This is a genomic window from Larkinella harenae (assembly GCF_054780515.1).
In genome coordinates this window covers 1-25,727 of sequence record NZ_BAAGWE010000006.1, presented here as the reverse complement: position 1 = coordinate 25,727, position 25,727 = coordinate 1, and the positions used below count along the sequence as shown (strand labels likewise).

The 25,727-nt window shown below is 50.8% G+C and carries 24 protein-coding genes; 5 read left to right on the top strand and 19 right to left on the bottom strand.

Annotated features, from left to right (window positions below; genetic code table 11):
- The 3 genes from ACYVH9_RS23700 to ACYVH9_RS23690 form a co-directional block, all read right to left on the bottom strand.
- Nucleotides 1–759 carry an SDR family NAD(P)-dependent oxidoreductase gene (locus ACYVH9_RS23700; RefSeq protein WP_460638898.1) on the bottom strand — a complete coding sequence of 253 codons (759 nt, stop codon included), beginning with the start codon at nucleotides 757–759 and terminating at the stop codon, nucleotides 1–3.
- 147 nt (nucleotides 760–906) lie between these two features.
- Nucleotides 907–1,425 carry a DinB family protein gene (locus ACYVH9_RS23695; protein ID WP_460638897.1) on the bottom strand — a complete coding sequence of 173 codons (519 nt, stop codon included), beginning with the start codon at nucleotides 1,423–1,425 and terminating at the stop codon, nucleotides 907–909.
- Nucleotides 1,426–1,455: 30 nt separating this feature from the next.
- Nucleotides 1,456–2,613 carry a serine hydrolase domain-containing protein gene (locus tag ACYVH9_RS23690; protein WP_460638896.1) on the bottom strand — a complete coding sequence of 386 codons (1,158 nt, stop codon included), beginning with the start codon at nucleotides 2,611–2,613 and terminating at the stop codon, nucleotides 1,456–1,458.
- 261 nt (nucleotides 2,614–2,874) lie between these two features.
- Between ACYVH9_RS23690 and ACYVH9_RS23685 the strand changes: the two genes are divergently transcribed.
- From ACYVH9_RS23685 to ACYVH9_RS23675, 3 genes are all read left to right on the top strand, one after another.
- Nucleotides 2,875–4,128: a DEAD/DEAH box helicase gene (locus ACYVH9_RS23685; protein ID WP_460638895.1), complete on the top strand. Its 1,254-nt coding sequence runs from the start codon at nucleotides 2,875–2,877 to the stop codon at nucleotides 4,126–4,128.
- 223 nt (nucleotides 4,129–4,351) lie between these two features.
- The gene (locus ACYVH9_RS23680) at nucleotides 4,352–5,209 is read left to right on the top strand and encodes a dienelactone hydrolase family protein (RefSeq protein WP_460638894.1); all 858 of its coding nucleotides are present in this window, start codon (nucleotides 4,352–4,354) and stop codon (nucleotides 5,207–5,209) included.
- A 256-nt stretch (nucleotides 5,210–5,465) separates the two neighbouring features.
- Nucleotides 5,466–6,254, top strand: coding sequence for a phytanoyl-CoA dioxygenase family protein (locus ACYVH9_RS23675; protein ID WP_460638893.1), 789 nt, complete (start codon nucleotides 5,466–5,468; stop codon nucleotides 6,252–6,254).
- A gap of 88 nt (nucleotides 6,255–6,342) precedes the next feature.
- On the opposite strand, the gene ACYVH9_RS23670 is transcribed toward ACYVH9_RS23675, so the two are convergent.
- The 15 genes from ACYVH9_RS23670 to ACYVH9_RS23600 all read right to left on the bottom strand — a co-directional run bounded on the left by ACYVH9_RS23670 (nucleotide 6,343) and on the right by ACYVH9_RS23600 (nucleotide 22,140).
- A complete protein-coding gene (locus tag ACYVH9_RS23670; RefSeq protein ID WP_460638892.1) occupies nucleotides 6,343–7,413 on the bottom strand; it encodes a sensor histidine kinase in 1,071 nt (356 codons plus the stop codon).
- 177 nt (nucleotides 7,414–7,590) lie between these two features.
- On the bottom strand, nucleotides 7,591–8,661 hold the full coding sequence (locus ACYVH9_RS23665) for a sensor histidine kinase (protein ID WP_460638891.1): 1,071 nt from the start codon (nucleotides 8,659–8,661) through the stop codon (nucleotides 7,591–7,593).
- A gap of 130 nt (nucleotides 8,662–8,791) precedes the next feature.
- The gene (locus ACYVH9_RS23660; RefSeq protein WP_460638890.1) at nucleotides 8,792–9,406 is read right to left on the bottom strand and encodes a sterol desaturase family protein; all 615 of its coding nucleotides are present in this window, start codon (nucleotides 9,404–9,406) and stop codon (nucleotides 8,792–8,794) included.
- Nucleotide 9,407: 1 nt separating this feature from the next.
- A complete protein-coding gene (locus tag ACYVH9_RS23655; RefSeq protein WP_460638889.1) occupies nucleotides 9,408–9,992 on the bottom strand; it encodes a DUF4833 domain-containing protein in 585 nt (194 codons plus the stop codon).
- 22 nt (nucleotides 9,993–10,014) lie between these two features.
- Nucleotides 10,015–10,935: a PfkB family carbohydrate kinase gene (locus ACYVH9_RS23650; protein WP_460638888.1), complete on the bottom strand. Its 921-nt coding sequence runs from the start codon at nucleotides 10,933–10,935 to the stop codon at nucleotides 10,015–10,017.
- A 39-nt stretch (nucleotides 10,936–10,974) separates the two neighbouring features.
- A complete protein-coding gene (locus ACYVH9_RS23645) occupies nucleotides 10,975–11,700 on the bottom strand; it encodes an HAD family hydrolase (protein WP_460638887.1) in 726 nt (241 codons plus the stop codon).
- Between the two features lie 16 nt (nucleotides 11,701–11,716).
- A complete protein-coding gene (locus tag ACYVH9_RS23640; RefSeq protein WP_460638886.1) occupies nucleotides 11,717–12,742 on the bottom strand; it encodes a lysylphosphatidylglycerol synthase transmembrane domain-containing protein in 1,026 nt (341 codons plus the stop codon).
- Nucleotides 12,723–13,691, bottom strand: a complete 969-nt coding sequence (locus ACYVH9_RS23635) for a CDP-alcohol phosphatidyltransferase family protein (RefSeq protein WP_460638885.1) — start codon at nucleotides 13,689–13,691, stop codon at nucleotides 12,723–12,725. Before ACYVH9_RS23635 ends, ACYVH9_RS23640 begins: the two co-directional genes overlap by 20 nt.
- A complete protein-coding gene (locus ACYVH9_RS23630) occupies nucleotides 13,688–14,551 on the bottom strand; it encodes an ATP-grasp domain-containing protein (protein ID WP_460638884.1) in 864 nt (287 codons plus the stop codon). The genes ACYVH9_RS23635 and ACYVH9_RS23630 overlap by 4 nt, the downstream gene beginning before the upstream one ends.
- Nucleotides 14,552–14,586: 35 nt before the next feature.
- A complete protein-coding gene (locus ACYVH9_RS23625; protein ID WP_460638883.1) occupies nucleotides 14,587–15,294 on the bottom strand; it encodes an NTP transferase domain-containing protein in 708 nt (235 codons plus the stop codon).
- A 40-nt stretch (nucleotides 15,295–15,334) separates the two neighbouring features.
- The gene (locus ACYVH9_RS23620; RefSeq protein WP_460638882.1) at nucleotides 15,335–17,890 is read right to left on the bottom strand and encodes a DUF5686 and carboxypeptidase-like regulatory domain-containing protein; all 2,556 of its coding nucleotides are present in this window, start codon (nucleotides 17,888–17,890) and stop codon (nucleotides 15,335–15,337) included.
- A gap of 60 nt (nucleotides 17,891–17,950) precedes the next feature.
- Nucleotides 17,951–18,946, bottom strand: a complete 996-nt coding sequence (locus ACYVH9_RS23615; protein ID WP_460638881.1) for an NAD-dependent epimerase/dehydratase family protein — start codon at nucleotides 18,944–18,946, stop codon at nucleotides 17,951–17,953.
- On the bottom strand, nucleotides 18,943–20,064 hold the full coding sequence (locus ACYVH9_RS23610) for a hypothetical protein (RefSeq protein ID WP_460638880.1): 1,122 nt from the start codon (nucleotides 20,062–20,064) through the stop codon (nucleotides 18,943–18,945). Before ACYVH9_RS23610 ends, ACYVH9_RS23615 begins: the two co-directional genes overlap by 4 nt.
- Nucleotides 20,061–21,266 (bottom strand): serine palmitoyltransferase, encoded by a 1,206-nt coding sequence (gene spt / locus ACYVH9_RS23605; protein ID WP_460638879.1) that lies wholly within the window; start codon nucleotides 21,264–21,266, stop codon nucleotides 20,061–20,063. Before spt ends, ACYVH9_RS23610 begins: the two co-directional genes overlap by 4 nt.
- A 247-nt stretch (nucleotides 21,267–21,513) precedes the next feature.
- Nucleotides 21,514–22,140 (bottom strand): TetR/AcrR family transcriptional regulator, encoded by a 627-nt coding sequence (locus ACYVH9_RS23600; protein WP_460638878.1) that lies wholly within the window; start codon nucleotides 22,138–22,140, stop codon nucleotides 21,514–21,516.
- A 463-nt stretch (nucleotides 22,141–22,603) separates the two neighbouring features.
- Here ACYVH9_RS23600 and ACYVH9_RS23595 point away from each other — a divergent pair, with 463 nt between their 5' ends.
- Complete coding sequence (locus ACYVH9_RS23595) at nucleotides 22,604–23,641, top strand: sugar phosphate isomerase/epimerase family protein (RefSeq protein ID WP_460638877.1); 1,038 nt, start codon at nucleotides 22,604–22,606, stop codon at nucleotides 23,639–23,641.
- A gap of 199 nt (nucleotides 23,642–23,840) precedes the next feature.
- On the top strand, nucleotides 23,841–24,050 hold the full coding sequence (locus ACYVH9_RS23590; RefSeq protein ID WP_460638876.1) for a hypothetical protein: 210 nt from the start codon (nucleotides 23,841–23,843) through the stop codon (nucleotides 24,048–24,050).
- 134 nt (nucleotides 24,051–24,184) lie between these two features.
- On the opposite strand, the gene ACYVH9_RS23585 is transcribed toward ACYVH9_RS23590, so the two are convergent.
- Complete coding sequence (locus ACYVH9_RS23585) at nucleotides 24,185–25,450, bottom strand: alpha/beta hydrolase family protein (protein WP_460638875.1); 1,266 nt, start codon at nucleotides 25,448–25,450, stop codon at nucleotides 24,185–24,187.
- Nucleotides 25,451–25,727: the final 277 nt, after the last annotated feature.

Sequence of the window (25,727 nt, the reverse complement as noted above, 5' to 3'; positions counted from 1 at the left end):
CTATGCAGGCGGAGGGCTGACAGCCGTCCAGCCGCCATCCACAATGAGGCTCTGGCCGGTAATGTGCCGCGATTGGGGCGATACCAGAAAAAGTGCTGCGTTGGCGATATCTTCCACGGTGGCCGGTCGGCCCATGGGCGTAATCCGCGACCAGACGGGCACATACGAAGGATCGTCGAGGGTCCGTTCGGTTTGGGTGGCACCCGGAGCAACCGCATTGATGTTAATACCGCAGGGAGACAAATCCAGTACGAGGGTTTTCGCCAGCATCTCCAGAGCGGCTTTCGTCATGCCGTAAGCGGCCAGTCCCGGGTGGGCCTGGTGACCGGTTACCGATGACATCAGCAGAATGCTGCCGCCTTCGTTCTGCTGCCGCATCTGACGCGCGGCCAATTGGGTAAGGAAAAAGCTACCCCGAAGGTTCAGGTCGACCACTTTTTGGAAGTTATCCACCTGGTAATCAAAAAAATCACCAAAAATGGTAATTCCTGCGTTGGCCACCGCAATGGTCAGTTTCCCGAATTCAGTAACGGTTTTGTCAATCATCGCCTGGATAAAACTCACCTCGGAAACATCACCGGGATAGGCTACGCACCGGCCGCCTTCCTGACGAATGGTGGCAGCGGCCTGATGGGCCAACTTTTCATCGAGATCGTTGAGTAAAACAGCGGCACCCTGGCGGGCCAGATTGCGGGCAATGGCAAAGCCAATACCAATTCCCGCACCGGTAACAATAGCAGTCTGGGATTGAAAATTCATGAAATAGCGGGCTAAAGGCAAAAATGAATGGCTGCAAAGATGCCCCAATTTTGACGAAGAAATCAATAAACGACCAGCACAAACTTATTTTCCGCCTGGATTGATGATCAAAAATCATCCAACTGATCGCATGCTGCTCCCACCGATTTATACCGGATAGGTAAGCAGCACCCGAACCGTTACCAGTAGTTGCCCGATGTGCCGTTGTGTATGCTCTGCGGCATGAAACAACAGCCCCAAGACCGTAGAAGGCAGTTGAGCCCGCCCGATCCCCCGAAAATCCGTCAGTGTGCTTTCATCAGTCAGTGCCAATTGACGCAGAGCCCGGTCTACCTGCTGACTAAACCGTTCGACCAGCTCCCGAACGGGGTCATCCGACGCGAACGACTTCCCTTCCGCCGTGAGCCAATCGCGCTGAACAGCCGAAAGTGGTTCGCCCCTGGCGTACGTAAAAATCCGGTCCAGAACGCCGGTAAGGTGTTGTAAATGGAATCCGACGGAAGCAACGCCCGCCGGTTTTTGCCAGAGATGACGAACCGGAAAACCGTTCATCAACTCCGTCACGTCTTCGCGGGCCTGCAACAAGGCATGGGCAACGGGTTGTAACAACGCCGGGATGCCGGGAACGGATCCGCGTTGCCAGACTTCAGGTTTGGGAGTGGACATAAAAATGGGTACTCAAATTGGACGGTTATGTTATTTTAAGGACGCCAGCACGCGTTTAATCAATTCGTCGGGATTGCCATCGTGCCATCGCCACACGATCACCAGGTCATGTTCCGAATCAATCCAGATGGTGTTCGACCCTGCCCCGATCGCTGCAAAGCTCGTAGCTGGCGCACTCGGCCACGCTTTTCGTTCGGTGTTCAACCACCAGAGGTAACCGTAGTCGGGTCCAACAGCTCCACGCTTTACAGACTCCTTCAACCAGTTGGCGGAGATCAGTTGTTTATCCTGCCAGCGGCCATTTCGCAGCACCAGATAACCAAACCGGGCTTCATCACGGGTGTTGATCCAGAGGCCACCGCCCCAGCGGGTTCCTCCACTGACCGACGACATCATTTTGCCGTCAATCTTTACCCGGGCATTCGGATAGCCAACGTATTGCCAGGTATTGGAAGCACCAATCGGGTCCATAATCTCATCTTTCAGCACAGTAGGCAACGGTTTTTTCCACAACCGCAACAGCGACAAAGCCAGCCGGTTCACCCGAACATCATTGTATTCATAAAACGTACCGGGTTGCTGCAAAGCCCGGGGCTTTCGCTCCCCGCGCCCGTAAGCGGCCGTTCCTACAAAGTCGTGTTTTTTATTCCAGAGTTCACCTTCCCATTCACTCGTCTGACGAAGATGGTGCTCCCAGGTGACTGTCCGGTTTTGCTCCGATTGATAACCACCGTCCTGAACGTAGTTCGCCACCCGGTCGTACACGTCTTTGACCATGCCCCGATCAATGGTTAGGCCCGTCAGGACCGACAGAAAACTTTTCGCGACACTATACGTAGGGTCCGGGCGGCTCGTTTCGCCCCATTCGGCTACAATATAACCGTGCCGTAGAATCAGCCCGTTGGTTTGGGCCCGACTCGATGGCACCGGCCCCAGCAGCGAGCCAAAGATTTCTTCCTGCGTCGAAAAATCGGGCGGCATTTGGGTGGTTTCCTTCTGTTGTGCAAACGCAACCGCCTGTTGCAGCAAACCGGCGTCCATTCCCACCTGCCCGGGCGAACGGGTTTCCCAGGCATCACCCGCTGCGGGGTAATAGAGAGTGGACTGCGTAACCGGTTTTTGAACCGGGCGCTGGCAGGTTGCAAACAGTAGCAAAACCGCTACGGCCTTGACGTAAAAACGAATCATGAATGAATAATCAAATAATGATGAAAACTAAGCAAAATAAGCGAATCAAAGGGAAAGAAGAAGGGTCGTACAGGAGGAAATCGACCTGTTCTTACCCAGACCAACTAAGGACTATAGGATTGGTCTGCCCGCTTCCCACGGTGCCCGGCCAATCCGCCAACCCATTGATGGGAATCTGAATGATAACATCCTTGAGCATAATTTGCTTTCCTGCGTACAATGTTGTTATTTGACCAAAATCAAAAAACACAGGATTCAAACTTGAAATTCTCAGACTTTGGCTTCGATGACCGCTTGATGGAAGGAATCGACGCCATGAATTACGATACCCCCACACTTGTACAGGAACAAGTTATCCCGCTTATACTGGCCGGCAAGGATCTGATTGTCTCGGCGCAAACCGGTACGGGCAAAACCGCGTCGTACCTGTTGCCAATCTTAGATAAAATTACGACTGCGGGTCCCGATGACAACATCAAGGCGCTGGTGATTGTGCCTACCCGTGAGCTGGCAATTCAGATTGCTCAGAACCTGGAAGGTTTTTCCTACTTTACGTCGGTGAGTTCCATTGCGGTATACGGCGGTGGCGATGGGGCGTCTTACAGCACCGAACGACAGGCGTTATCAGTTGGCGCCGACATTGTGATCTGTACGCCGGGCCGGATGATCAGCCACCTGAACATGGGGTACGCCAAAATCGACCAGTTGCAGTACCTCGTACTGGATGAGGCCGACCGAATGCTGGACATGGGTTTTTACGGCGACATCATTAAGATTATCTCCTTCCTGCCCACCAACCGGCAAAGTCTGCTGCTGTCGGCAACCATGCCCCCCAAGATTCGGGAGCTGGCCCGAAAAATTCTGAAGGCGCCGGAAGAAATTACGCTGTCGCTGTCCAAACCGCCCGCCAAGATTGTGCAGGAAGCGTTTGTTCTTTACCAGAAGCAGAAAATTGCGCTCGTCAAGTATTTGCTGAAAGAACACAACTTCCCGTCGGTCCTCATTTTCTGCTCCCGGAAAGAAAACGTCAAGCAACTGACCCGCGAGCTCAAACAGGCTGGTTTTTCGGCGGAGGCTATCCATTCGGACCTCGAACAGGCCGAACGGGAGCAAGCTTTGCAGGCTTTCCGCAGCCGCAAGCTGAATATTTTGGTGGCAACCGATATTCTGTCCCGGGGTATTGACATTGACAACATTGATCTGGTAATCAATTATGATGTACCCCATGACGGAGAAGACTACGTTCACCGAATCGGACGAACGGCCCGCGCCGAAACCACCGGCATTGCCTACACCTTCGTCAGCGAAACCGAACAGCGGAAATTTGCCGCTATCGAACGCTTGATCGGCACCCCCGTAACCAAAGTTTCGTTGCCCGCTCATCTGGGCGAAACCCTGGAATACAATCCGGGAAAAGGCGGGGCTTACCCTCAACGGAAGCGCCGAATGAACGCCAAGAAAAGCCCGTCGCGCCGAAAAAAGGGAACGGGAAATACCGATCGGCCCGCCAAATAATCGTAGTATTTCGCCAACGCTGTCTTTCAAAAGCAGGAATCGATCGGATTTCTGCTTTTTTTATACCGCTTCGCTCCTATCACCAACTTTGGCTCACTTTTCCGTTCATGCAGCATCGCTATACCGCTTGCTGATTTTGCTCGATCATTACCCAAAACCGTATTCCAAAACCATAACCCATTAACAAACTATTTTGTACCTTTCTGTCTAAACCCTAAAACCGATGGATCAGCGCATTATCAATCTGTTCGATAAGTATACGCACAAACCGCTGAAGCGGGATGTTTTCCTGCAACGCTTAGCCCGGCTAACGGGCGGAATGTCGGCGGCTCTGGCGGTATTGTCTACCCTTGAAGTTAATTACGCCCACGCCCAGACCGTTTCCAGTCAGGACGAACGGATCATCACCGAGCGCATTACCTATCCCGGAGTCGACACCACCATGAAAGGTTACCTGGCCCGCCCCAAAGCCAATGGCAAGTACGGTTCGGTGGTCGTTATTCACGAAAACCGGGGGCTGAATCCGCATATCGAAGACGTAACCCGGCGGCTGGCCGTTGCCGGGTTTCTGGCGATGGCCCCCGACGCCCTGTCGGTTGCCGGAGGAACGCCCCCGGACGAAACGCAGATGCGGGAATTGTTCGGAAAATTAGACGCTGAAAAAACAAAACAGAATTTCCTGAAAGGGCTGGATTACCTGAAAAGTCGGCCCGACAGCAACGGCAAACTCGGCTGCGTCGGTTTCTGCTGGGGAGGTGCCATGGCCAACCAATTGGCGGTTAACTACCCGGACCTGAAAGCCGCTGTCCCTTTCTATGGTCGCCAGCCGGATGTAGCTGATGTACCCAAAATAAAAGCAACGGTTCAGTTGCATTACGGCGGACTGGACGAACGGATCAACGCGGGAATCCCGGCCTACGAAGAAGCGCTGAAAAAAGCGAAGGTGCCATACCAGTTGTATGTATACGAAGGAACTCAGCACGCTTTTCATAACGACACCGCCGGGCCCCGCTACAATGAAGCGGCCGCCAAACTGGCCTGGGAACGAACCCTCTCGCTTCTTAAGGAAAAACTGGTGTAACAGGCTACGCACACAAGCGAAGCATTACCGCAACAACACCTGACAGCTCTGGGCGACAACGCTTTAAAGAGCTGTCAGGTGTTGTTGTTTTACAGAAAACATTGTTTCCATTTTGCTGGCGGTTTTCCACAGCTTTGCCTACCTTTATCGGATGAGAATGGCTCCAATGCTTTAAAAATCCCTCCTGATGTCGCTCCGACAATCGGCCTTTTCACAAGGCCTGGATTTTTATTGGCTACTTAAAATACACATTCTCATGCCAGAAGGACTTAATAAATCCCAAATCGAACAATTCATTCAGGACGGTTTTGTTCGCATCGATAACGCATTCTCTTCCACCATCGCTCAGGAGGCCAGAACGATTCTCTGGCAGGATATAGACGGAAGTCCGGATGATCCATCCACCTGGACCCAGCCCGTTGTGCGGCTGGGCATGTACACTCAAAAACCGTTTATCCAGGCGGCCAACACCGAAATTCTCCACCGGGCTTTCGATCAACTGGTCGGCCCCGACCGGTGGGTTCCCTGCCAGAGTATGGGAACCTTTCCGGTGCGGTTTCCGTCGAATGCCGATCCCGGCGACGCAGGCTGGCACGTCGATGCCAGTTTTCCGGGAGCTGATCCTGCTAATTATTTTGACTGGCGCGTCAATGTACGCTCGAAAGGGCGAGCGTTGCTGATGCTGTTCCTTTTTTCGGATGTAAACGAAAACGACGCCCCTACCCGAATTCGGATCGGTTCACACCATGATGTAGCCCGGGTGCTGCAAGAAGTCGGGGAGCCGGGGCTGAGCTTCATGGAACTGGCCATGAAATTGCCGGAATTGCCGGAACGACCGCAAGCCGTTGCCACTGGAAAAGCCGGAACAGTTTACCTCTGTCATCCATTTCTGGCGCACGCAGCCCAGCCCCACCACGGCACCGAACCCCGGTTTCTGGCGCAGCCTCCACTGTTGCTTCGGCAGGAGTTGTTCATTGAAAACGCGGAAAAAGGCTACTGGCCGGTGGAAAAAGCAATTCGCCTGAGTCTTGGGTTGACGGATTAACGCAAATCCCCGTTCCTGGGATGATCATCAGAATGCCAGCTCAAGCGTTGCGTTTGGATCATCCCAGGTTTTCTGGATTTCGTTTGTCTCAGGCGGTTTCCGGGGCCATAAGAGGCAATGCCACCGTAAAATACGTGCTGTCGGCGGTAACAATGGGATCACTCTGGGAAAGCAGCCGGTATTTGGCCACGATATTGGTCAGCCCAACCTGATTGGAGGGCACCCGTCCGTTTTTTTGCTGTAAGTTGTTGCGAACCACCAACCGGCCAACCTGGGTGGTTTTTATTTCGATCAGCAACGGTTTGTTGGGATGAATGACATTGTGTTTGACGGCATTTTCAACCAGCATCTGCAACGTGAGCGGAGGCAATAGATAGGTGCTATAAGGCTCGGCAATTTTCACATCCATCTGGATACCAGCTCCATACCGGGTTTTTAGTAAATGAAAATACGATTGAATAAATGCCAGTTCGGTTTCCAGCGTCGTCAGTTCACCTTCGTTGGTCTGAAGCAGATAGCGGTAGACTTTCGACATTTCATCCACAAACTCTTCGGCCCGGTCGGGTTCATCGGCAATCAGCGACGACAGCGAGTTCAGGCTATTGAACAAAAAGTGCGGATTAACCTGACTTTTCAGGCTTTCGTACTGCCGTTGCAGATTTACCTTTTTCAACTGCTCCTTCTCGAGTGTATTTTCCCGCCAGCGCTTCAGTGAATACGCCCCTTCGTCGATACCGACTGACACCAGGTTGGCCGCCAGATTCAGCAGCAGAATTTGCCCCGTCATCTCCGGATCGTGGTGATACCCAAACAAATGGAAGGTATCATAGATAAAAATGGGGCCAATGATAAACAGGGGTGTAACCAGCACAAACACCAGCAACAACCGCCACACCCGCTGCCAAGTCTGCCCCAGGTTCGGATACTGGTTAACAACAATCTGCGTCAATTGATCAAGCGTAAAAAGGCAAGTGCTGGCAATGGTCAGGTTCAAAACCGTGGCTGCAACAAACGTCCACACGTCCATAAAATACCGTTCGCCCACCACCCAGTACGAAATGAGCGGAATAAACCACGGAAACAACAGCAGAAAATGCCATTGGCTCTGTTTCCGAAGGCGCGGCAGCCGATGATGTAAACGGACTAAAAACGATCTCATAGGATGATTAATATCCTGAAACTACGAGCTGAACGAATACGGAGCACGAACTTACGGCTTAAACTGTAACAAACTTTTGCTGAATTGACAAAAGCAGCCTTTGAAATGGGACTATTTTCGTATTGAATTCATCAAAAACAATACGACCGCTGGTTCCGTCAACTTCCCCAGCGCCAATCACGACTTGACTGACTGAGCCGCCAGCAGCGGAAGCAATACTTCGAAATGGGTATCCGAAACAAGCACCTGGACTTCTCCCCGATTCATTTGCCGGTATTTATCCATCAGCGTAGCGAGCTTTGCCTGCGAAAGATCCATTTTAACCGCCTTGCGCTGGAGGTTATTCCGGACCATCAGGCGCCCCGTCGGAGTCGTCTGAATGTCAATGAACAAGGGACGGCTGGCGCTCATTACGTTGTGTTTAATGGCGTTATCGATGAGAATCTGAAGCGTCAACGGGGGCAGCAGATGGTCCAGCAACATGGCATCGGTAGCCTGATCGATCCGCAGACTGGCGGGATAACGGGTCTGGAGCAGGTTGGCATAATTACCGACAAACTCCAGCTCGGTTTGCAGGTTAACCAGTTCGCGGGTGTTGGCCTGGAGCAGATAGCGGTAGACTTTCGAAAGCTGATCAACAAATTTTTCGGCCAGTTCCTGATCTTCGCCGATCAGCGACGACAACGAGGTCAGGCTATTGAACAGAAAATGCGGGTTGATTTTCATCTTCAGCGTATCGAGCTGATGCTGAAGCGTGGCCTGCCGGAGCTGTTCGTTTTCGGTTTGGTCACGGTGCCACTGGTTGTAGGTGTAAAATACGTTCAGCGCTACGCAGAAACAGAGATCAAAAATAAGCCCCAGAATCAGGATAGGTCGTACCGCCGACCAGCTAAACCGGACACCCAGACTCGGAAAAAGGCTGTATGCAAAAACATCCAGAAGCGCCAGCCCTATCGTAAGTCCGCCCACCATGAAGAGCATGACCAGCGTGCGGTGGGTCGATCGATGCGCGTCCGGGTAGCGGTTGATTACCCAGCGAACCGCCACCGTTAGGGTAAAAACCGACAGCCAGTACAGCAAAAAGATAATTGCAGTACCGATGCCAAACACCCGCCAATCGCTAAAATACCGGGGCCCAATGAAATAATAGTTGCCGATCGGAAATAGAATTGGCATCATCAGGATATGATACCAAAACTCCCAGCGGGAGAAAAAGGAGGTGAATCGCCGGAAGAATGCCTGAATCATTCGCAAGTAGCTGTCGGACCGTATAACGCACTCAAAAATCCTACTAAGGTACTATTTTCAAAGGAAATTTTGAGCAACCGTCTTGGCCAGACCAGGCGATACCTGTTTTCACCGATTGAGGTACACCTTTTTATTTTTTGAAGCCCGACTGAAAGACGCGGTCCCACAAATCGGAGCTAACGCCATATCCGTGCGCCGGATCGGAATAATGGTGCAGCATGTGGTGCTTCTTGACGCTTTTCATCAGGTTGCTTTTAAAATTATAGTGATGAATCGCGTAGTGCATCATATCATACGCCAGGTATCCGCTGATAAAGCCCGTAAAAAAACCGTAGTTATACGTTGCCGGCAACAGCCAATTGAACAGAAAATAAAACGCAGCCGCGAGCGGAATACTCGCCGAGGGAGGCATCACCAACCGTTTGGCATCATTGGGGTAATCGTGGTGTACACCGTGAAAAATGAAATGGAGACGCTGGCCAATTTTGTTCCGGGGTTCATAATGGAATACAAACCGGTGCAGTACGTATTCTGTGAGGGTCCAGATGAACAGACCAGCCGCAAAAAGTACCAGAAACCGCCAGCCTAGCCCGACGACGAACAACCCCTGGTAAGCCAGAAAGAATATAAAGGGTACATAAATAACCAGTGGCACCCAGAAATGAACTTTTGAGAAAACTTCCAGGAAATCACTTTTAAACATCCGGGTCGATTCCTGTGAATTGGAGACATAATTTTTAGCCATGTCAGGAAGGTTTTATGCGTTGAACAACGGTTTTTCCCGTAGCTGGATTGACGCCCTTCAGCTCAATATACAGCACATTGGGCGACCAGAATGTACCGCCGTCAATGCGAATAAATATTCGATTTAAAATGCACTCTTTCTTATCAATCGCCACATAAACGTGGTACTGATCCTTGTCATCTTTCCGCAAATACAACGGTATTTTGGAATACGCCACCGAACGCAATTCGTAACTGTCGTTGCCGATGGATTTGGAATTGATGCCGTAAGCAAATTTGCGCTGAATAAAGTTCAGGTCTTTTCGCATTCCTCCTTCCGGGTACCGAATCCAGTAACCGTGAATCGGGTTGTTTTTTTCGAGATTCCCCTTCTTATCCAGATTCAGTTCGTAACAGATTGTGTTGGTGTTCGGATCGCGCTGGATGTAAAACATAAAACCGGCGTTTTTTTTCGGAACCGGAAACGTGTCCGGATTGCTCAACGGCGTTCGGGGGCGCGGATCGTCTTTTTGGGCAATCGCCAAATCCCCGTTGAACATCACCAGCAGACACGTTAGTAATAAAATGAGTATTCCCGCGTTTTTCATCGTTCCGGTTCTGTAGCGTCTTTCAATGACAGGATGATACCTTCGACGCCTTTTTGTTTTTGGCATTGTCTGCCCGGCGGTTCTTCAGGACGTCATTTACCGTTTCAGCCGATCCGGAAAAAGGGCCGGACGATTCGATTTTGAGCGTCGCCATAGCCGCCCCAAATTCACCGCACTCCTGCACCGATGCCCCTTTTACTTTTTTCCAGAGATAACCCGCCATGTACGTATCCCCGCAACCGGTGGCATCCACAATGGCCGATGGTTCGAACGCCGGAATACGGTGAAACTCATTTCCCGTGTAAACGATCGAACCCTTGCTACCGAGCGTTATAATCACCTCCCGAACGCCCAGATCAGCCAGGTATCGAGCGCCTTCATACGGGTCTTCCTTGCCGGTAATGACCTCCATTTCGTGCTCGTTGGCCTTCAGAATTCCAATGAAGGGCAATGCTTCGCGCTTGTCAATCCAGTCGCGGTAAAGCACTTTTTTATTGCTCACATACCGCAGATATCCCTGAACATCCAGCGACACCAGGCCTTTTTGCGCCAGCGCTTTCGCCAGTTCTACCGAAATATCATCCGCGAGCAACGGCCCCAAGTGATAAATCGTAGCGTCGATGGCGGGCATGCCATCCAGCTCAAAGGAAGCGGCCGTGTGGTGGACATTCTGCTCCCGATAATCCTGATCAAGGCTGTAAATGTTCTCAAAAAAAACCGTATGCTCGCTGGGCAAAACGCTAACGTCGATGCCATCCCGGCGTATATCGTCCACAATGTAGCTCTCTTTGGTAGCCAGGGCCGTGATCAATTTGTAGTTTACCTCAAACTGCCGCAGCGCTTTGGTAAAATAAAAGGAGGTTCCGCCCGGCATAAAATTGACCACCTGGCCGGTCACCACCTTGTCCAGCGTAATGTGTCCAATGGTGCAGATATCGTACATACTTCTTTCAGGTTTGTGTCGCATTTCTTATGTATTTCGTTACCGGCTTACCGGCATTTTCCACTGGGCAAGCAGCCCGGGGAGTTGAGCAAAATCCGCTATTTCGGCATCGGCTTCCCCAACCGTTGCAGCCCCAGGCGTGTCCTCCCAACCGGCTACGTTCATCCAGATGGTTCGGCAACCGAGCTGCTGGGCCGGACGCATATCTTTGGTATACGAATCGCCGATCACCGCCGTTTTTTCGGCCGGTAGTTGCAGATCATCCAGGCCCAGCTGGTAAATGGCCGGATCCGGTTTCCGAACCCCTACCACGGCGGACTCAATCACGGTTTTAAAACAGGAACGAATCCCAAACTCCTCCAGAACCGTATTTAGATTTCCGTAAAAATTAGAAACCAGCACCAACGGATACTGTTCGGCCAGGGCCGTTAAAACAGGTTTAGCCTCCGCAACGGTTTGGCGCGCAAACTGGTTACAGTCGGCCGCAATCTCTTCAACTGCGCTTGCATCAACCGCAAAACCGTTAGCGGTCAGGTAACTGAATTGCTGCTTGGTTTTGAGCAACAACACCTCATAAAACGAATGGTTCGGTTGTACGATGGGGTTGATCGCCAGCGACCGTTCGCCAAAGGCGTAGGCTTTCTTGAACGTCGCCTGATCGACCGGCACACCGTATTGCTGATACCGCGTCCAGATCACCCCGCCCCAATGCAGGCCATTCGTGTCGATGGTACCGCCGTAATCAAATAACAATCCTTTTATCATGGTTTCAGTGGGTCATTCATTCGTTGGTAATGAGTTCGGCGGGTTCGGGTACGGTTTTAGGCCGAACGGTTTTCAGCAAGGCCAGGCCAATCAGAATCCAGACAAATTCCCGGATGCGCATCACCACACCGATAAAAACACCGCTTGCTGCCGGTAAGCCAATGGACCGCAGGGCCAGCGCCAGACCACCCTCCCGCGTGCCGAGCTGCATGGGGAAAAAGAAAATCAGGTTGGCAAACAACGACGACCCCGAACTGACAATCAGTGATTCAACGACTGACATATCGAGGTTCATGGCCCGGGCAATGAAATAAATTTCCAGACAGCCCACCACCCGGCCCGCAAACTCCAGCCACAACGAAGCGTAGAAGCGCGGTTTGCGGTCGGCGTACAAAATCCGGATTTGGTGGTCGATCTCCTGGAGGGTTTCCGCTTTGTCCTGCGCCATCGCCTGCACCTTCTTGCCCAGGATCGGCAGCTTTTCGAGCAACCGAACCGTGCTGACGGTAAACCCTTTCTGATACACCCGAATGAACCAGTAGCCCAACCCCAATCCGACCGTCAGCAAAATTCCGCAGCCCCAGAGCATCACGTCTGTCAAGGGCAGAAAAGCAACGATCAGCACTATGGAAACCAGCCAGAAAACAATGTGCGAAAACATGTGCATCAGGCTGTAGAGAATGACCGACGAACTCGCCTTGCGCACACCCAGCGCGGGTTTTAATTCCATGATCCGGTACGGTTCGCCCCCCAATGCCACGAAGGGCGTGATGTAATTGATGGCATAACCGGCGATGGTGATGCGCAGCACTTGCCCGAACGGCAGGTTGGTCTCCGGCCGGTGTGGCTCCTGAATGATGGCGTTGAAAGCCAGTGCATTTAGCACATAAATCACGAGCCAGCTGCCCACCACCGGCAAAAACCAGATTCCGGTTTGGGTGATATTAAGCCAGATGACGCCAAACCCCATGACGTACATCATGTAGATCAGCGTACCGATGCCGATCGCAAAAAACAGGGCTTTATATAGTTTTGTACTCATCCTCCCGAGTGGTTTGAAGCTGCTGGTAAAAATGACGGCTGACACTCTCCTGCTTCACGCACATGTAAATCAGAATGGGGTTCAGAATAAAAATGTCAAAAAAGAAATAAATCCAGGCCTGGTCGATAAACAGCCACAGAAACAGGAACAACACCCGCGTATTGAATTGCACAATATTCGTGTATTTCATCAGTGGACGGTTCTGCGCCCGGAAATCAACCACCAGCTTCGGCGGCAAGCCGTTCGGGAATTTCTGCCGAATAACGGCCAGCAGCTTCTGCAAATTGGGCGAAAACCGTTCCTGCAACTTGGTATAATTGAGGTAATTGCGAGCTACCAATTTCATTCCGAAGTTTCGACTCCACGAGAGCTGGTCGTATTCTTTTTGCAACTCACGGCTGTTGTCCAGTTCGCTGCCCGACGTTCCTTTAATAAAAAACAGGTGGACGTTTCGGTAATAATCCGCCATCGCCGACTGCACCACGTGCGACACGCCCGCCAATACCCCCGGCACCCAGATCAGCACCGACCAGCCTTCGTTCATGCTCCGCAGGCAGATGGCTACGTGGATGGAAATGAACCAGAAGTCGCCAGCGACCCCATCCAGAATCCGGCCCAGACGGCTTTTGTTGTTGGTCATCCGGGCAAGCTGGCCGTCGGTACTATCGAGCATATTGGCAAACACCAGCGATAGCATCCCGATTACGTTCACCGCCAGCGACTGGTCGTAAAACAGAATTCCGGCGGCAACTCCGAAAAAGATACTGATGATGGTCACCGCATTCGGCGTAATGCCCAACCAGGCACAAAACCGGGCCAGCTGAAAGCCAATGGGCCGGTAAAACCAGATGTCGATGGTTTCTTCGGTATCCGACGACTTCAGGGAGTTTTGAAAGGCGTTATTCGTGGCCTCTTCGGGTACAGCGGTTTTCTTGCTCAGGGAATTCATAACACGGATTGAGTAAATTTCTGATTCAATACATCCGCAATGGCGTTGGCAGCCTCCTGGCGGCAGGGCGCAAAACTGGGCCAATCGTTCAGATCAATGATATGAAATGAACCGTCTTTGCCCACGATCGCGTCACCGCCGTAAATGGAAACGCCCAACGCGGCTGCCGAAGCCGTTGCTACTTTCTGCAAGTCCGCTTCATCGAACAAATGGTGGTGTGATTTACCGTTTATTGCCTCATATTCAACATACTTATGGTGATTATGTTCGTACGGATAAAACCAGAAGAAGAAATCGGTCCCGCGAACGCCGTAAAACTTGACCAGATCGCCCGCCAAGTGTTCGGAAATCAACACTTCCGGAATGTCACGCCGGGCGTATTCGCGCAGCATTTCCCGCCCTTCCTGAAGGCTTCTGACAAACGTTACATCTTCCCGGTGTATGGCGTGGAAATCGCCCCGCTTGATCCAGAATCCTTTATTTGGCCATTGGTCCAGTTGCTCATAGTCGACCGGCGAGGTCGACACGATAATACTGCGGGGAACGGGTATCTGGCTTGCTTCCAGCGCCTTGTGCATGTTGATCCGAAAACAGTTTTCGATGCCAAATCCGGAGTTGACGACCACGGTTCCGGCCGTTTCAATAGCCTGTAACTTCTGCACCACGGTTTTTTGCCGGGCCATCGTGAAAATGTACGATTCCGATACGGTGTGCTGCTCCAGAAAATCGTCTTCACTGAAAATTCGAACCTGGTTTCCCAATTTTTCGAGTGCCTGAGCAGTCAATGAAAAAATCGCGTCATCATTTCCAATGTGATTCGGTGAAAACTTCTGGTTTCGGTATATTCCAAGTAACTTCAACGTCTTAGGTAGTAATCAATGATAAATTGTATGAATCAGTTGGCTTCGCTCAAAAAGAGCTCCGCCGTTCGGATGTCCTGCACATGGTCGACATCCACTATTTTGGAGAACGGAAAGGCGCGGACCGTCAAGTCCTTTTCCAGTAAATACCGCTGATAATTCCGCATCCGGCTGGTCCCGCTTTCGATCACCTCGTCAACCGCTTCGAGCGCTTTCCGACGCAGGCAGTAAAGGCCGCCGGACACGAACCGGCTTTGCGGAGTTTGCGCGTCGGTAAAACCCGTAATCAGCTGATCTGGTGTCGTGGAAATAAACAACGGACTTTCGTCGTCGACAAACGAGGTGACGGCCATCAGCGCGTCGAGTTCGGGATGATTTTCAAATTCGTTGACAAATGCCCCAAACTCGTCTTCCCGGAAAACCGTGTCGGTTGTTGCCAGACACACCGCTTCCAGATCGGGAGCGTTTTTTAACAGGGCGTGAAAACTGTGTAAAGAACTCGGGGTAGATTGTCGGACAACGTCAAGCGGAAATTGTTCGCGCAGGGCCGCCAAATGGTCGTCCAGCAACGGCGACTGCTCGTTGATAATCACCCGAATGGTTTCCGGACGGTTTTGGTTGAAAATCCCAATCAACCGGTCAATCAATCGCTCTCCGTGCAGACTGACCATCGGTTTGGGCAACGGAAATCCTTCCTGAGCCAGCCGTGATCCTTCACCAGCGGCAATTATCGCGTAATTCATCCTCTTACTATTTGGCGTCTTCGACCTGATTAACAGACCGTTAAAAATCAAACTTAAACCGTGCCCGAATACCCCATTCCGAAACGCCGGGGTGATCGAGGTACGTAAAACGCTTCACCAGATCGACCCGCAGCAGTTTGAAAATGTTCGCAATTCCGACACTTCCCTCAATGTACGGCTGTCTCCCCAGTGTATAGCTGATAGAGCGCCCCTGCTCATCGACGGGAAAGCGGTAGACGTCGGTGGCTTTGTCCGGATGGTTTTCATCACGCAACCCGCCCGCCAGCGCCTTGAAACTGAAAACCTCCCGGAGCTTCAACTGTTTGAGCAACGGTATTTTATTAAACAGAAAACCGTTCAGGTAGTACTGCACATTGACGCTGGCGTAATGATCACTGACAAACTCCAGAAAGTTCATCAGGTTGTACGAATTCAGCTGGTAGGCATACGTCTGGTTTGCCCGGTGAACCGTCAGCAACGGAAACGGAATGTTTTTCCCCAGAATATACCCGCCTTCGGCCGTCAGATCCATGTAGCCAAACTGAGATAGGTAGGCGCGTTTGAAGACGTTCGCCGAAAAGTTGTGGTACTCGTTGGTTCCTCCCAGTACCCGCAGCCCCGCGCCGTAGCGGAAGGTAAAAATCGGGTATTTATTGACAATGGGAACCCGGTATAATTTCCCCTGATAAAACTGTTCCTGGGGGGCATACCGGAGTTCAAGATTGACTTCGGAATTGGTCAGCTTCTGACTTTGCAGCACATTCTCCCCCTGATTCACCGGAATGTATTCGAGAATGCCCGCCGGGGTTTGGGCCCATTGGTTAAAGCCAACTTTGTACGAAAAGTGATTTTCCAGTTCCCGAATGTATTCCATCCGGTATACGTCGTTGTAAAGCCAACGGTTGTTATCTCCCCGTTTGAACGACAGCAAGAAGTTGTCTTCCTGCACAAACTGCAGGTCCTGACCCGGAATTTTGGTGTCTCGTTGAAAACTGGCCCGGACATAGTGCAGGGGAAAGGCATAAACCGACTGGTTGTTGATCGAGTAGGTCCCGCTCAGAAAATATTTCCACTTTTCATCCTTGAACCCGTATGCTGCGTACGTTTCCAGGTACATGCGCTTGCTAAAATCCGTCGTCGTCCGTCCGCCAAACCGGAGTCGGAACCCTTCGACGGGATTGAAGCTATAAAAGGTATTCACCGGTCCGATTTCCACAGGACCGACCGGCTTGAAACCCGCAATAAACATGGTTGCGTAGCTCATTGTCCGACGAAACGAAGGAATCGTTTGCAGCGTATCGATGTTGCGGTAAATCCGGATTTCGCTTTTCTCCAGCGGTACCGGGCGGATTGTGTCCCAGAAAGCTTCGCTGGAATTGGCGTTCGGCAAAGTCGCCAGATTTTCTAACGATTCACTATATACGTCATCCGGACGTTCCTGATTGATCTGATACTGTGCATAGTTGACCACCCGCCGTCCGAATACGCCCGGGGTGTTGCTCCCCAGCGAAAACTCCATGGCCAACGTAGCCTTGCTCGGGTGATACCGTCCGTCCGGGCTTTTCTCAAATTCCAGGAACGCTTCCAGATCCTGCAAATAATTGAGATTAATCTCCTTATTGACCGTCAAATACGCATTCTGAACGCCATAATTGCCATCCAGGGTAACAAAAAGTTTCCCTTCAAACAGCAGGTCCGACTTGTTGCGAGGCACAAAGCCGAGTTCCACCAGCCAAGGGGTTTGGGTTTTCACCGTATCGCGGATGAAGAACTTATAGAACGTGGGTGCGTTGTTGGCAATGGGGCTCAGCAACAGGTTCGTAGCAACAGAAATATTGTTATCGTAAATGTTGATGTCTTCGTAAAGCCGGTTAAAGTATTTACTCAATCCTTTGTTATCGACGAAACGAGGGTCGAATTCAGCCCGGCGGTGAGCTTTTATCAGCTGTTTTCGAGCGGCCGGTGCCTTGCGAAAATACACCTGCGAAAGTTTCTCTTCCAGGTAAGCCGGCAAGCGGTTTTTGCCATCGTTGGCCGCCGAATCAGCTTCGGTAAACAGGAATTGGTAGTTGCGGAAGATCCGGCGATTCCGGAAGCGTTCAGAGAGATTGCTCAGCGCCAGCGATATTTTTTCGTACTGCTCGTATTCCACGTAGTCGTAATTGCCCCGCTGGTTCTTTTCTTTGTTGGCAATAACCTGCCGGATCAGCTGCACGGCCGGGTTATCCCGATTCCGGTAGTGGGCCTTTCCTTTTACCGTCACCTCTTTCAGCAGCGTGGCATCCACGGCCAGCTTGATGTTGACGACCTGAGTTGCGCCCGGGGTAACGGTTTTTTCCTGACTGATGTATCCAACATACGTGAACTTAATCCGTTTCTGGTTGCTCGGCACGGTCAGGCTGTAGTTTCCGTCGGCATCGGCGGATGTCCCGATGGTGGTACCGGGTATCAAGACACTGACAAAAGGCAGGCCTTCTCCGGTTCGGGCGTCGGTAATGACACCTTTCACCACGGTTGTCTGAGCCGTTGCTATTCCGGTAAAAAAGAGGAAAAGTCCGAAAAGTAAGGCTCCATTTTTAGTAATTGATTGTAACATTTTAGTACTGATTACGGCAGTGGCCATGGCCAGTCACTTCCAGTTGTATTCATTGAGTTATTAAAGCCATCGGTTGGCCCGGTACCACCGCAATGTCTCATCCAGCCCCAGCTTCAAATCATAATCCGGGCGGTAATTCAGATCCCGGCGCGCGGCCTCGATGCTACAGATCCAGTTGGGAGCGGTCAACTCCCGAAGTTTTTCCGGGTTCAATACCGGTGTTGTTCTTGAAAATTTGTAACCTACATCCAGGATACTGGCAACTAATTTCATCAGCCCTACGGGCAAATGGAAACGAAAGGACCGGGCACCGCTCACCTTCCGAAACAAATCGGCCAGGGCGTACCGGCTGTACGACTCGCCATCGGAAATGTTGTACACCCGGTTTTCGGTATGGTTCTGTTCCAGTGCCGTCAAAGTCACCCTGACCAGATCTTTCACATACACAAAACTGAGCCGCTGCGGACGACGCCCGATGTACAGATCCAGCCCTTTAGACAACGTCTTAAACAGGATAAACAAATCTTTTTCGCGGGGGCCGTATACCGCCGTCGGGCGGATGATGGTGATGGGTAAATCCGTCACATCGGCCAGGTATTTTTCGGCCAGCAGCTTGCTCTTGCCGTAACTGGTGAGCGGTATGGGCAATGTCGTTTCGGTGATGGGTTGTTCTTCCGTGTACGACAAGGGTCCCAACGCTGCCAGGCTGCTCATGAAAACAAACCGCTTTGGCGGTACCGAAACCATCCGGGCCGCCTGCGCCAGCCGAAGGGTATACTCCGCATTGATCTCGTTGTACGTTTTTTCGTCTTTCGCACGGGTTGCCCCGGCGGCATGGATGATGTGCGTATACTGCCCTTCTTCCAGAAGCGTCAGCAACGACTCTTTCGACCGGAAATCAGGATATACCAGCGTTGGGTTGAGTCCCTTCAACTGCGTTACATCACTCGATTTCCGCACCGCAGCATGCACCTCCATCCCGGCCTTTTTTGCGGCTTCCACCAGGTGATACCCGATAAAACCGTTTGCCCCCGTAATCAAGACCCGCTTGTTCATACCTCCTTCTCGTATAACCGATACCGTTTGTACAGCACCCCGTTGATCTGTTCTATGGCGTGGTTCATCAGGTAATTATCTTCCAGCATCCACGAACATTCACCGCCCGTTATTTTCGTCCCGTAGGTGTTTTTGATCACCGACGCGTACAGACAGGCTTCAATACCCAGTTTGCGGTAGCCTTCCAGCACGCCCAACGTCAGCACCCGAATGCGGGTGATTGATTTGCGTTGTGTCAGCAACCGGAAAATTCCTAGTGGAAACAACCGTCCTCGTTTATTCTTAATCAAAATCTGGTTGATATCCGGAATACCCAGAATAAACCCGACTACCTGCCCTTCCTTTTCGGCCACCAGACAAAAGTTCGGATCCAGGATCATTTTGAGGTCTTTCGCTAGGTAATCGAATTCGCTGTCCGTCATGGGCACAAACCCCAGGTTTTTGTCCCAGGCTTTGTTGTACACCTCCCGTATTTTGGGCACCTCGTTTTTGAAATCGCTCAGATTCACCTTTCGAATCACAATTCCGCTGCGCTTCAGGCGATTCTGTAACGTATCCAGTAGTTTCAGCGATCGCTCGTTGGCCGAGGCCACGTTTAGCTCATACGCCAGCAAATCCGTTTTTTTCCGCAGTCCCGCGTTCAACAAAAGTGTCCCGTAATAAGGTGCATTGTACGGCATCATGGCGATCGGCGGCCGATCGAACCCCTCGACCAGCACCCCACACACATCGTTGGTTGTCGGGTTTGTGGGGCCAACCATGCGGGAGAGCCCTTTTTGCTTCAGCCAATCTGCTGCGGTTTTAAGCAACAAATCGGCCGTTTCCTGGTCGTCAATGCAATCGAAAAAGCCAAAAAAACCGTCATTTTGCTCCGTGAACGCATTATGATTCCGGTTATGAATAGCGGCAATTCGTCCGACAATCCGTTGGTCGTCAAACGCCAGAAACAACTGAGCTGTTGAGTGCTCGTAAAAAGGGTGCTTTCCCGGGGTCAACAGATCCCGCTGCCCAATAAAAATCTCCGGTACATAGTTTTTATCATGTTCGTATAAGCTATGCGGAAAATCAATAAACTGTGTTAACTCCTTTTTTGACTGAACGGGCACAATGCGCTTCATACACTCTCGGGGATGAAGGCCTGCTTAACTTCCCGGTAGGCCCGGGCCAGTTTGTCAACAGCTTCTTCAATCTGGGCAAATGTATGGGTAGCCATAATGGAGAAGCGAATCAACGAATCCTGCGGAGGTACTGCGGGCGAGACCACGGGATTGACGAAAACACCCTGATCCTGCAATATCCTGGTAATCAAAAAGGTATGTTCATTATTCCGAACATAAACCGGCATAATCGGACTTTCCGTAGGGCCCAGATCAAACCCATTTCCAAGAAGTAAATCCTTGGCATATTGCGTATTGGCCCACAACCGTTCGATGTGTTCGGGTTCTGATACAATCAATTCCAGAGCCGCCAGGGTACTGGCCACGGCCGCCGGGGTCATACTGGCGCTGAAAATCAACGACCGTGCCCGGTGCCGCAGGTAGTTAATCGTTTCGGCATCACTAGCAATAAAACCGCCCAGCGACGCCAGCGATTTGCTGAATGTACCCATGATGATATCCGTGGTATCCGTCAACCCGAAGTGGGAAGCCGTGCCAGCTCCCTGCCGACCGATGACACCCAGGCTGTGCGCATCGTCGACCAGAACCGTCGCGTCAAATTCCGTGGCGATCTGATTGAGCAATGGCAATTTGACGATATCGCCCTCCATACTGAAAATCCCGTCGGTTGCAATCAGCTTGATGCCCTCTTCCGGCAACTGGCTGAGCTTTTTCCAGAGATCGTCCATGTCGTTGTGGGCGTATTTGATCACCTTGGAAAAAGACAATCGGCTGCCATCGATGATGGATGCGTGGTTGCTTTCATCCAGAATCAGGTAATCGTTCCGGCCCGTCAGGCACGACAACGCCCCCAGATTAGCCTGGTAACCCGTGCTGAAAAGAACCGCAGCCTCTTTTCCGGTAAAAGTGGCCAGCCGACTTTCCAGCTCTTCGTGAATATCGAGCGTTCCGTTCAGGAATCGGGAGCCCGCGCACCCGGTTCCGTATTTCTCCGTTGCTTTTTTAGCGGCTTCCACCACCACCGGATGGTTGGTTAAACCCAGATACGAGTTGGATCCAAACATCAGAACCCGTTTCCCGTTTATAAGTACTTCGGTGTCCTGACCCGATTCGATGGGTCTGAAATAAGGATAGATTCCTTTTGCTTTAGCCACAGCTACGTCCTGATAGGCCGCAACTTTGTTGTGCAATTTTTTTCTCATGAATTCATTGGTGTCATAATATGGGGCGATCTTCCTCTGTTACCTGGCAAGTATCGTTTATGTTAATAAAGTTACGCAACGGCTCTTGGACTCACCGTTCCGCCGGTTACTGTCAGGTTATCAGAACAATCCTTTCAAAACCATTTCCCCAACGTTACTGGTCGAAAGGTAATCGGCAACTCACTTTTTTCACCTTATTATTTGCTGAACCGGCGATTCTGTACCGCCAAGCCCCTAATTTTCCGGATCAGTGGCAATCTGTTTTATACAGGTACGAAAGGATCATCTCCAGAAACACTTTCTTGTTCTCCAGTGAATGGGCCACGAAGCCCGCTTCATCCAGGTTAAATACATGCTTGTACAATGTTTTACCAGCAATGGATTGTTTGATAAAGGAAAATACCATGGAAAGCAGGAGGAGCGGATTGACCGGGCGTATTTCCTGGTGCTCCACGGCTTCTTCCACCTGCTTGAAAAAATACGATTCGTACAACCCGGGTGAAACGCACATTCTTTGAATCAGCGATTCGGGGTCACGCTGGGATTCGTTGATCAGAAAGAGGATGATACCGGGGTTTTGTTGGTGAAACTCGAACTGAGTCTCGACCAGTTCGACAATTTTTTCTTTTAACCCCACAGGTTTGTCCAGGGTGGTCCGGACAGCCTCCATCCAAACCCGCAACAAATCTTCAAATATCCGCCAGAACAACTTTTCCTTGCTCCGGAAATAATAATGGGTTAGTGCGCTGTTCATACCGGCCGCATTGGCAATATCCTTCATGGTAGCACCATCGAACCCTTTTTCCAGAAAGACCTCCTTAGCCGCTTCCTTGATTTTCTCTTCAGTTCCTATGTCACTTGCATTGCTTCCCATGCTGCAAATGTGTTACAGGAAATTGTAACAAACAAGTAATTAACCAATAAATTTAATCGTTTAATTAAACTATTTAGCTAAACCAGAAATAAATGGTTTTATTCAACATTATTGTATCAATTCAGCAATAATTATTTGCAAAATACTAATCCAAAAAGATAAATCTATCCCAGCTGGGTTATTCAAAAATGGATCACTGAATTGAAATAAGGCAGGAAATTGGGTTAGAAATGACAAAGGGACCCCTGATCAGAGGTGTGGTTCCTTTTCTATATGCAGCCGGGCAGCCAGACGAAGAAACCGTACTTTTCCGCGCTATGCCAGCGAAGTCATCTGCTCTGTTTATGCTTACCGGGGAGAAGGATAATTTATAGACAGCCGGATACGGTAAAAAATGAATTATTTTGCTTTACTACCTGAGTGAGCGAACCTATCAATTCTACTCCATCGATTCTTAAACCTTATGAAATCCAACCCTAGCCGTCGTCGATTTCTGGGAACCTCCGTTGCCTTAGCCACCGGGACCTTCCTCAAAACCAGTAACCTGTTTGGTACTCCGGCCCTGATCCGGAATCTCAACAAACCAAATTCCCTGATCAATGGCGTACAGGTGGGGGTCATTACCTATTCCTTCCGCGATATGCCCGATCAAAGCGCCGAAGCTACGCTGAAGTACATTCTGGACAGCGGAATCAGCGCCGTGGAATTGATGGGAGGCCCCGCAGAGTCGTTTGCAGGAGCACCCAAAAATACGGTCGATATGCGGTCGTTAGCTCCACTCATGCGAAAACGCCGGGAAAAGCAGACCCTGACCGATGACGAACAAAAGACCCTGGCCGAAGCCGATGCGCAGATAAAGGCGTACCGGACCGAGCTGGCCAACTGGCGGCAACAAGCTCCGATGGCCAAGTTTGAGCAGGTTCGGAAACTATTCAACCAGGCTGGCGTGCGTATCTACGGTTTCAAACCCGACGCTTTTGGCTTACAGGCCTCCGACGCAGAAATTGATTACGGCATGCGGGCCGCCAAGGTATTAGGAGCCAATCAGGTTACCCTCGAACACCCAGCCAATGATGCCCATACGCTCAAACTGGGTCAGAGCGCTCAGAAACACGGTTTGCGGGTTGGCTACCACGGCCATGAACAGCAGACCCCAACATTCTGGGACACCGCCCTCAATCAATCGCCGGGAAACGCCATGAATTTCGACCTGGGGCACTACGTAGCCGCCGGACAGCCCGACCCACTGGGATTGATCCGGCAAAAACACGACCGAATTTCAAGTATGCACATTAAAGACCGTCAGACTCCGGCCAACGGTAAAGGGAATCTACCGTGGGGTCAGGGCAATACTCCGCTAACGGAAGTACTGGGACTGATGCGAAGCAACAAATACCGTTTTCCGGCCACCATCGAGCTGGAGTATCAGGTTCCACCGGGTTCCAGCTCAGTCGCCGAGGTAAGCAAGTGCCTTGAATTTTGCCGAAAAATTTTGAGCTAATACAACTTCCTGATCAATCGGAAATCTAGCCTGTTGTGTGATGGTTTTCCGATTGATCACGGTATAAACTGATCGAAGTTGCCTCGCCTTATTGGTTCGTTCAGAAAAAGCCCCTCTGTACGTACGGTGCAAAACAGCAGGCCTGGCAGCCGTCGTGCGCCCCTTGCTAACCCATCCCCCCATTCGAAACGAGCTTTTTTTGAAAAAAGGCCTATGGCTTGCCGCGTTCCTGGAGAATGCTACGGTTTTGATCGGGTTGTTATTTTACCCGGGTTTGTCCATGTTGATGAGCCTTCCTCCGCCTTTTATACAAACGGTGTCCATCATTTTCCTGCTTTACGCGCTAACCTCCTTATTAGCCATTCAAAAGCCGACTTTCATCTCCCCTTACGCCAATTGTGGTGAGTAACTAAGCCCAGGTAGAAACAGATGACGAAGCACTAACCGGTTGGTACGCATCAACCGATTTGAACCAAAAGACCCCGCCGGTCGGCGGGGTCTTTTGGGCTTACACCAGATACGTCTTTATGCACTAGCAGACTATTACTTGAGGTTGGCCTGAATAAATCCATACGTTCCCCAGATATAGGTTGGTAAACTCGTCTGGTGATCCCCACCTGGAATTGAAATCAACTGAACGGGCACATCCATCCCTCTGGCTTTCATGGCTTCATAAGCACGCAGTGAATTGAGGTAGAAGACCTGCGGGTCAGCCATTCCGTGGTAAAGCTGCAAAGGCTTGGCCGGCTTCCAGTCATACACATCATTATCCGCCAAAGCGGCCAGAAATTTCGTATCAGAGCCGTTAAGAACACCCGCTTTGAATTCCGGTTTAAAAATTTGATCGAAACTTACGTTCAGCTCCGCTCCCAATCCCTTGGTTTTGATCTCCGTCAGATAGGGTTCAACAAAGTACTCTTCCGGTGCCCGGTTGAGCCCGTAAAGCCGGTCATAGGTCAGCAGCACCCACAAATACGTGCGGTTGTAATACGCAATTCCGTGAGATGGCTTGCTCAGCAAATCCTTGGTGAAACTGGTTTTATCATAAGCCCCTGCCCCTGCCGTTACGGCTTTCAGGTTGAACTCAGCTGGTACCTCATCCTGCATCTTTTTATACAGGGACATGGTAGCAAAACCACCTTCAGAATAACCCGTCAAAAACAAACGACTGTCCCAGTTGATGTTCTTGGATTGAACAAACTCTCGAGATGCCCGAAGCATGTCCAGACTAGCCTGGGCAAGACTGGAACGGTGTTCATAAGTATGCAGCAACAGATTAAGCGGGTTTTTAGGATCGCCCGAAACGCCAAAGCCCAGGTAATCAGGGCAAGCCATGATAAACCCATTGGCCGCAAATATCGAAGCGGCCCGGTAAGCCTCACTGGCCGGTTTGTAGTTGGAAGGAGCCTCCTCATTCGTGAAAATGGTACCGTGTTGCTGGCTGATCATAGGAATTGGCAATTGGGCGGGCGTTTTCGGAACGATCAGCGCGCCAGAAGCCATTACTTCCTGTCCAAGCAGGTTTCTTGTTCTGTAAACCAGTTTATAAACACTTATATCGAAGAGCAGCACCGATCCGGCCCCTACTTGCGGTTGCTGAAGAAGCTGCGGTGGTAGTCCTAAAGCCGCCAATCGGGGAGCCAGTTCTTCTTTGGTCACTTCAGTCACCAATTCGCTGCTAACCAGATACGTGATGGGATCAGGGCGATGGTCCAGTACAGTACAACTACCCAGGAAACCGAGAATGAAGCAGGTCGTCAGGAAGGATTTAAGGAGACGAAGGCCTGGAGGTAGATAATTTGATTTCATAAAAGGTAAGATTTACAAAAGGAATTTAAACAGCTCAAACTCGAGATAAAGCGATTTAAAATCAAGCAGTTACCCCTGATAACTTACTAGATGGAGTAATAATTTATTAGATGGCAATAATTAGTTCGCGGAGGATGGTAAACAGTTACATTAACTGTAGTGGTTCAATAGATACGCTACAGTTGGAAAGGGAAGAAAAGTAGGATAAAACTACGTTTTGGCCCCTTTCCGAAATTTCTTAAGCTGCTTGTCTCGTTTGTACGATTGTACTCGAATG